Below are 7,551 nucleotides of genomic sequence, written 5' to 3'. Positions count from 1 at the left end.
CCCGCCTGCCGCGCGGCACCGGACGGGCCCGGCGACGCGATCCCCTGCCGCCCTGGGAGCGGGCCGCCGCCCGGGCCGCGGCCCGGCCGCCGGGCCGGGGTGCTCCGCCGGCCTCGCCCTTCCGCTGCCCCGGCACGCGGCCGTTGCGGCTGCGCGTGGCCTGACCGCCCGGGCCGTCCCACCGGTCGCTCATCTACCACTCCCACGAAACGGTCGGGCCCCTCAGGCCGGGCCATGGGGTGGGCGGCCGGGCACGCGCGGCGGTCTACAGGCAGGCCAAGCAGGAACTTCGCCTAGGTTGCGTAGTTGCGCAATCTAACAAACCCCTGGCTCCACCAGCACGGACCCCGTCGGATTTCACAGGTGAGAGATCTCATGGAGGATCGCGGCAACCTCCTGGACCTCTCAGCCTTCGCCCACAGTCCTTCCCGCCTTCGCCGAGTTGGTCCGCGGCTTGTCCGGACAGGACCGGCCTGACTGGCGAGGGGCACGCCACGCGCGAAGACGAGCAGGTTGCCCGCGCCGCGCCCGTGTGGTGGCCGCGGGACGGCAGCTCGTCCTCGGCATACGGGGTGGAGCATGGTTGCCGACGGTTCGGCCACCAGGTGGTGCAGGCACACCAGGGCTCGGCGGGGCGCTCGGCGCGGGGTTGGGCCTGGGGTGACCGTCCGAGGTGGGGCATCGGACATGCCGCCCCTCACCCACCCTTGGCCACAGAAGGCGGACTAGGAGCTGCGTGGGGCGGTGGTGTGCGCGGCGGTCGGGCCGGTACGGGCGGTCAGCTGGCCGACCATGACGCGGACGACGGTCACGATGTCCGGGTCGTCGACGTAGTAGACCTGGCGGCGGCCCTCGCGGCGGGAACGCACGAGCCCGGCGAGTTTCAGTTTCGCCAGGTGCTGGCTGACCGCGGGCAGCGCGCCGCCGACCCGGTCGGCGAGGTGGGTGACGTCGCTCTCGCCCTGGGACAGCGCCCACATGATGTGCAGCCGGGCGGAGGAGGCCAGCAGTCCGAACGCGGCGGCCGCCTCGGTCAGTACCTCGACGGACGGATCCTCGAAGCCACCGGCGAGTGTCGCCACGGTCCCCTCCCGTCCCGCCCCGGTCACTGTCAACGCACGTGTGCTGTCTCAGTGTAAGGGGACGGGCCAGAGGGCACGAGAACGCCTCCACTTCATCGGTTGCGCAATGTAATAAGTGCGTGAAAGAACGTCGACGACTTGTCACCAGAGCCCGGCCGACCCCTTTCCACCCTGCCGCCAGTCCTTAAGCTTGCGCAATCAGGCAACTGAAGTGTCGGGCCCGGCGGTGTCCGCCCGGCCCGGACCGACTGGAGGACCACACGTGGGCATCATCGGCTGGATCATTCTGGGTCTGCTCGCCGGAGCCATCGCCAAGATCCTGCTGCCCGGCCGCGACCCGGGCGGCCTGATCGGCACCACCCTCATCGGGGTCGCGGGAGCGTTCGTCGGTGGCTGGCTCTCCGCGCGCTTCCTCGACCGGCCGGTGCAGAGCCACTTCTTCGACCTCTACACCTGGGGCGCGGCGATCGGCGGCTCGCTGGTCCTGTTGATCGGGTACCGCCTGCTGTTCGGCAACTCGCGGAACTGAGCCGGGAGTTCACAACCGATGCCCTGGTCGGCGGGTGTCCGGCCCGCCGACGCGCACCCGAAGGGCGGGCCGCCACCGCCCACGGGGCCCGCTCCTCACCGCTAGCCCCGGCTGCCCAACGCAGGTCCGAACGCCCGGCCGCGCAGCCCGTGGTGGGGACCGGGAGGAAGACGAGAGTCCACCCGCTCGCGGTCGGCGACACACTCAACTCCACGGCCTGGACGGCGAAGTACGGCCGGTACCCGATGTGGCCAGGAAAGCAGCCGCAGCGGCAGCCGACACGAGCAGCGCGAGTAACGCACCGGCGGGCCGCGCGGTGCCGGGGGCCAGGGAGATCTCGCGCGCCGAGGGCCCTCGTCATCGGCGGCGGCCGCTGTCTCCTCGGCCGCCGAGCGCACGGGAACGCCCTATCCAGGTCAGCCGGTACCCCCGGCTCAGGCGGCACTCTGCGTTCGCACGGGCTTCTTGCCCGGTCGTCAGACGCTGACGCCGAAATCGGAGGCGATGCCGGAAAGACCGGAGGTACAACCCCGGCCCGCCGCACGGAACTTGCTCACGCGCATGTAGGCGTTGCGCACCTCGGCGGGCCCGGAGGCGAGGTTCACCTCGGTGTGTCTGGAACCAAAGCCGTGGCCAAAGCCGTGGCCAAAGCCGTGGAGTGTGGCCCCCTTCGGCGGGCACCCGTACCTCACCAACTACGGATGGGGTGACACCGCATGGAGATCTCAGGCGTGATCAGCGCGATTGTCATCGGCATCGTGATCGGCGTCCTCGGCCGACTTGTGGTCCCGGGTCGTCAGCACATCGGTGTGCTGTGGACAATCCTGATCGGCATCGTCGCCGCCTTCATCGGCACCGGCATCGCGGCAGGCCTCGGTGTCGCCGACACCGACGGCGTCGACTGGGTCGAGTGGCTGATCCAGGTCGCCGTGGCCGCGCTCGGGGTGGCCGCGCTCAGCAAGGTGAAGGTGCGCCACTGACACCTCCGCGTCCGGAGGCCTTGCGCATCAACTCGACGTCGCCTGCCGGGGAGAGTCGGTCAGCTCGGCAGGCGACGCACACCGTCCGGGGCGGTTGCCCAGCCGGCCGAGACAGTCCGTCCACCGGTCGGGCCCGACCCCGGCCCTGAGCTGACGCTGGTTCACGGAGCAAGACCGCGAGGGGGACGTTGATGCCGTAGCCCAGTGTCCGCCGGGTGACGGAGGTGGGGCCCACGAGGGCTCGCGAGTCGGCGGACGACTTCCTCGTCCTTCGGCAAGTTGCGGGCCAGTCCCGTGCTGAAGTCGATGCGGGCGGCAAGCGACCGGCTCTGCCGGGGCCCAGGATCGGGGCGGCATCACTCCATCGACTCCAGAATGCGGTCGAGTGTCCGCCGCCCCATTCTGCTCATCGTCGGATTGCTCTCGACGTAGTACCAGACGACACCCACCGCCTGTTCGAACGCCCATGCCTTGCCCCGCTCCCACTCCGCATCGTCACAGCGCAGTGTCCGCCGGAGCACTTCCCGCGGGCCCGGCTGCAACAGGTGCCAGGCACTGACCAGGTCCAGCGCGGGGTCGGCCGGGCCGAAGCCGCCGGTGTCGAGCACGCCGCTGAGCCGGTCCCCCGCGACCAGTACATTGCCGGGGATCAGGTCTCCATGGCTCATCACGTCGGCACCCGTGCGCGGCAGTTCCCGAAAGTGACTCCACATCTGCCGCAGCCGGGGCACGTCGAGCAACCCCTCACTCTCCTCGAAACACTTCGCCATCCAGTCGTCGTGGCGAGTGAGGTCGCCCCCACGATTGTCTCCGCTGAACACCCGCCCCCGCGTCTCGGCGTCCCGCAGAGCCGCGATGAAGGCCGCGAGGTCCTCGGCAAAAGCGTCCGACCCACTCGGGTCGGCGTCAGAGGCGACCGTTCCCGGCAGCCATGTCTGGACCGACCACGGCATGGGGTAACCCGCTCCAGGCTTTCCCAGGGCGACCGGTTCCGGAACGGGGACCCGAGACACCCGTGCCAACTCCGCGCTCGCCCGGGCTTCCTGTTCCAGAACCGCCAGCACATCGGCGGCGTCGGCCAGACGCAGGGGGAAACGCGCAGAAAGGTCCTTCCCTATACGGAAGATGGCGTGGACCGTCCCGGTCGACGCCAGGGGTCGGATCTCCTCGCCACTCCACCGAGGGAACTGTTCTTCGATCAAGGTCGCCACGATTTCGGTGGTCACGTCCACCTGGTCATCGTGCATGGTCATTCTCTCAGGCCCTCCCACTGGTCCATATTCCGACAGCGGTCGGCCCACCACGGGGCCGAACTCGAACCGGGGGCACAGGACTTGTCACGAGGCAAACTCCACAGCGTCCCCCACCGCCTCTCGGCAACAAAGTATGAATGCACACCACCGGGGACGACCATCTGGGCATTCCTAGCCTGGGCAGCACCTCAAGCGCCCTCGTCCCCGCCCCCGGGCGGCAGCCGCAGGGTGTCTGTTCAGGCCGGGTCCGTGCTACTGGTCGAGACGACCCGTAAGACCTGCGCGAGGTGGCGTCAACGATGGGCCGGGCCCTGCCGGCGATCTTGTCGGACCGGGGCGGTGGATGCCGACAGTCGCCGTTGCGGGGGGGGGTACGACACCGTCCCGACTCCGTCCGGCCGAAGCCTTGGGTCTGAGCGTGCGAGCGTGCCGGTTTACGCCGGATCCCCCGAACGGCCCGCCAACGCGCGACAGGTGCCGGAGGACCGAATTCCATGGACGACATGTCCCGACTCGATTCCGCATGCCCACGCTCTCTTCGCTCCGCCGCTGCACTGGGCCTGGTAGCGGCGCTGGCCGTCGGCTGTACCGCGGCCGATGCCGACACGACCGCCGCCGGGCATGCGGCCGCCGCGACGTCGCCGCTGCCCACCGTCCCACCCGCCCAGCCACCGCGACAGCTCACCCGGGCCGAGGTCGAGAACGCGGTGAGCCGGCTGGACGACGTCGTACGAGACGCCATGCGCCGCACCGGTGTGCCCGGAATCGCCGTGGGCGTGGTGCACGACGACAAGGTGGTGTATCTGAAGGGGTTCGGTCTGCGGACGGCGGGCACGAAGGACCGGGTCGGACCGGACACCGTCTTCCAGCTCGCCTCGGTCTCCAAGCCCATTGCGTCCACCGTGGTCGCGGCGGCCGTGGGCGAGAAGACCGTCGGCTGGGACGACCCGGTCGTCGACCACGGCTCCGGCTTCGCCCTCAAGGACCCGTGGGTCACCCGCCACGTCACGATCGCCGACCTGTTCTCGCATCGCAGCGGACTGCCCGACCACGCCGGAGACCTCCTGGAGGACCTCGGCTACGACCGCTCGTACATCCTGGACCACCTCCGCTACGAACCGCTGGCTCCCTTCCGTGCCCACTACGCGTACACCAACTTCGGGCTGACCGAAGCCGCCGTCGCCACCGCGCGCGCGGCCGGGACCAGCTGGGAGAAGCTGTCCACCGACAAGCTGTACCGGCCGCTCGGCATGGACTCCACCAGCTCCTCCTTCGCCGACTACGAGAAGGCGGACAACAAGGCCGTCCTTCACGTGAAGACCGGGGGAACCTGGCAGGCCGAGCATGTGCGCAACCCGGACGCCCAGAGCCCGGCGGGCGGGGTCAGCTCCACGGCCCGGGACATGACGAAGTGGCTGCGCCTGCAACTGGCCAACGGCACCTTCGAGGGGCGGAAAGTCGTCGACGCCGCCGCACTGGAGGAGACCCACGTGCCGCACATGGTCTCCGAGCCGCCGCACTCGCCCGCGGGAAGGACCGGGTTCTACGGGCTGGGCTGGAACGTGAGCTACGACGACCAGGGCAGGCTGAAGCTCGGCCACTCCGGCGGCTTCGCGCTGGGGGCGGCCACCAACGTGGCGTTGTTGCCCTCGGAGAAGCTCGGCATCGTCGTCCTGACCAACGGCGAGCCCATCGGCGTTGCCGAGGCGATCTCCGCCACGTTCCTCGACACCGCGCAGACGGGCGGGCCGACCGTCGACTGGCTGAAGTTCCTCGGGCCGCTCTTCCAGCAAACCCTGCATGGGGAACACTCGAAGGTCGACTTCAGCAAGCCTCCGGCCTCGCCCGCACCCGCCAAGGCAGACAGCGCCTACACCGGAACGTACGCCAATGAGTACTACGGCGCGATGACCGTCAGCGCCAAGGGCGGCCAACTCACCATGCAACTTGGGCCCAAGAAGCAACGGTTCCCCTTGCACCACTACGACGGTGACACCTTCAGCTACAGCACCACCGGCGAAATGTCCGTCGGCCTGTCCGGGGTGACCTTTACCGTCGGGTCCGGCGGACGCGCCGACAAGGTCCGGGTCGAGAACCTCGACACGACCGGCCTCGGCACCTTCAAGAGGAACGACTAGCAGCCCCGCGCCTGCCTGTCGAAACGGTCCGCAAACCTATCTTGACCAGGCCGTATCGACCCGGTGTCCGCGTCACGGAGCCCGAGCCTGGGCTCCACCCCGACCATCTCCCTTCCACGAACAGGACATCCACATCGCGTGGACACGTTGGGCCGTGTCGCCGGGGTGTCGAAGCGTTCGGATGTGACCAGCTGCTCGACAGCAGGGTCAACGCCGTCAGCTCCGGGAACGCGCGACATTCGACCAGCGGCCGATCCGACCGGCCAGTGCAGGAATACGCCGGCATGCCCACAGGTCAGGTGGTCATGAATCAGGCGCGTGCGACATTGCCGAGCGAGGCGCGCAGGTCGTCCTCGCCGGTGAGCAACGGAGGCAGAGGGGTCGCGTCGGCCGGGTTGAGTGAGTCGAAGAGCAGGGCGATGAAGCGGGCGCGCAGTGAGGGTGTGGTGCCGGGGAGTGCGAGGCCGGCGACGGCCATGACGAGGAAGTCCTGCTGATCGCCGTCGGTTCCACGACGAACGGACAGTCCCTCACCCCCGCAACCCTTGCCGCGGTGACCTCGGACCTGCGAAGCGTCAAGGGCGCCACAGTCTCCCTGGCCGGGATGAACAAGACCGGCACCACCGCCATCCTCAGCCTGATTCCCGGCAGTGGTCCGAACGATGACGCCACCAAGGATCTCGCCACCGCCCTACGGGACAAGAGCGCGCAGATCCGTGCGACCCACGGCGCCGACATCGGCATCGCCGGTTTCACCACCCTGGCGATCGATGTCTCCGACCGGCTCGCCGACGTCCTACCCCTCTACGTGGCCACCGTCCTCGGGCTGTCCCTCATCGTCCTGCTCCTGGTCTTCCGCTCCTTCATGGTCCCGGTGACGGCCACCATCGGCTTCCTGCTGAGCATCGCCGCCACTTTCGGCCTCACCACGGCCGTCTTCCAGTGGGGCTGGCTGCAGAGCCTGATCGGACTCGACGCCACCGCACCGGTCGTGAGCCTGCTGCCCATCATCATCACCGGCGTCCTGTACGGACTCGCCATGGACTACCAGATGTTCCTGGTGACCTCCATCCGCGAAGCACACGTCCACGGCGCCACCGCCGTCAACGCCACCATCACCGGCTTCGCGCGTGCCGGCTCCGTCGTCCTGGCGGCGGCAACCATCATGGTGTCCGTCTTCGCCGGCTTCGTCTTCAACGCTCAGCCCATGATCAAACAGGCCGGCTTCGCACTGGCCGTAGGCATCCTCATCGACGCCTTCGTCATCCGTATGACCTTCATCCCGGCCACCATGGCACTCGCCCGGGAGAAAGCCTGGTGGATCCCCGCCCGGCTGAACCGCCTGCTGCCCGACCTCGACGTCGAAGGCGACAAGCTCGCGCAGAAGATCCCGCTGCCCCACCCCACCCCAGCCCACCAGGCAGCGACCATCAGCTGACCGGCGGCACCGTCCTCCCACACCGTCATGAGGTCATCAGGTCATCCGAAAGGGACAAGGCGGTCCCAGACCGACCGCCTTGTCCCTTTCGGATCGGAGAACGCCCAGACGTCCGCCCGCTGGCCGACTGT

8 protein-coding genes and 1 pseudogene are annotated in these 7,551 nt (G+C 69.2%); 4 read left to right on the top strand and 5 right to left on the bottom strand.

Going from position 1 to position 7,551, the window contains the following annotated elements:
* Nucleotides 1-193: pseudogene (locus tag ABZT93_RS40155) on the bottom strand (LytR family transcriptional regulator); the annotation flags it as partial.
* 532 nt (nt 194-725) lie between these two features.
* Nucleotides 726-1,082, bottom strand: a complete 357-nt coding sequence (locus tag ABZT93_RS40150; protein WP_356114054.1) for a metalloregulator ArsR/SmtB family transcription factor — start codon at nt 1,080-1,082, stop codon at nt 726-728.
* Between the two features lie 262 nt (nt 1,083-1,344).
* On the opposite strand from ABZT93_RS40150, the gene ABZT93_RS40145 reads away from it, so the two are divergent.
* Nucleotides 1,345-1,611 carry a GlsB/YeaQ/YmgE family stress response membrane protein gene (locus ABZT93_RS40145; protein WP_351987573.1) on the top strand — a complete coding sequence of 89 codons (267 nt, stop codon included), beginning with the start codon at nt 1,345-1,347 and terminating at the stop codon, nt 1,609-1,611.
* Between the two features lie 476 nt (nt 1,612-2,087).
* Here the strand turns inward: ABZT93_RS40145 and ABZT93_RS40140 are convergent, their stop codons facing one another.
* On the bottom strand, nt 2,088-2,216 hold the full coding sequence (locus ABZT93_RS40140) for a hypothetical protein (protein ID WP_356114052.1): 129 nt from the start codon (nt 2,214-2,216) through the stop codon (nt 2,088-2,090).
* 111 nt (nt 2,217-2,327) lie between these two features.
* Between ABZT93_RS40140 and ABZT93_RS40135 the strand changes: the two genes are divergently transcribed.
* A complete protein-coding gene (locus ABZT93_RS40135; protein WP_356114050.1) occupies nt 2,328-2,591 on the top strand; it encodes a GlsB/YeaQ/YmgE family stress response membrane protein in 264 nt (87 codons plus the stop codon).
* 356 nt (nt 2,592-2,947) lie between these two features.
* Here the strand turns inward: ABZT93_RS40135 and ABZT93_RS40130 are convergent, their stop codons facing one another.
* The gene (locus tag ABZT93_RS40130; protein ID WP_356114056.1) at nt 2,948-3,844 is read right to left on the bottom strand and encodes an aminoglycoside phosphotransferase family protein; all 897 of its coding nucleotides are present in this window, start codon (nt 3,842-3,844) and stop codon (nt 2,948-2,950) included.
* 494 nt (nt 3,845-4,338) lie between these two features.
* Here ABZT93_RS40130 and ABZT93_RS40125 point away from each other — a divergent pair, with 494 nt between their 5' ends.
* Nucleotides 4,339-5,982 carry a serine hydrolase gene (locus ABZT93_RS40125; protein ID WP_356114047.1) on the top strand — a complete coding sequence of 548 codons (1,644 nt, stop codon included), beginning with the start codon at nt 4,339-4,341 and terminating at the stop codon, nt 5,980-5,982.
* Nucleotides 5,983-6,292: 310 nt separating this feature from the next.
* Here the strand turns inward: ABZT93_RS40125 and ABZT93_RS40120 are convergent, their stop codons facing one another.
* The gene (locus tag ABZT93_RS40120) at nt 6,293-6,460 is read right to left on the bottom strand and encodes a hypothetical protein (protein ID WP_356114045.1); all 168 of its coding nucleotides are present in this window, start codon (nt 6,458-6,460) and stop codon (nt 6,293-6,295) included.
* A 75-nt stretch (nt 6,461-6,535) separates the two neighbouring features.
* Between ABZT93_RS40120 and ABZT93_RS40115 the strand changes: the two genes are divergently transcribed.
* Nucleotides 6,536-7,420, top strand: a complete 885-nt coding sequence (locus ABZT93_RS40115) for an MMPL family transporter (protein WP_356114043.1) — start codon at nt 6,536-6,538, stop codon at nt 7,418-7,420.
* The last annotated feature ends 131 nt before the right edge of the window (nt 7,421-7,551 follow it).

Source organism: Streptomyces sp. NPDC005303, assembly GCF_040607335.1.
In the GTDB taxonomy this organism is placed as follows: Bacteria; Actinomycetota; Actinomycetes; order Streptomycetales; family Streptomycetaceae; genus Streptomyces.
Note: the sequence above shows the minus strand (reverse complement) of the source record. Positions and strands in the feature narration are given on the sequence as shown.

Coding starts and splice junctions, on each gene's coding strand:
- ABZT93_RS40120 (WP_356114045.1), bottom strand. CDS start 6,460: ATGGCCGTCGCCGGCCTCGCACTCCCCGGCACCACACCCTCACTGCGC.
- ABZT93_RS40125 (WP_356114047.1), top strand. CDS start 4,339: ATGGACGACATGTCCCGACTCGATTCCGCATGCCCACGCTCTCTTCGC.
- ABZT93_RS40135 (WP_356114050.1), top strand. CDS start 2,328: ATGGAGATCTCAGGCGTGATCAGCGCGATTGTCATCGGCATCGTGATC.
- ABZT93_RS40130 (WP_356114056.1), bottom strand. CDS start 3,844: ATGACCATGCACGATGACCAGGTGGACGTGACCACCGAAATCGTGGCG.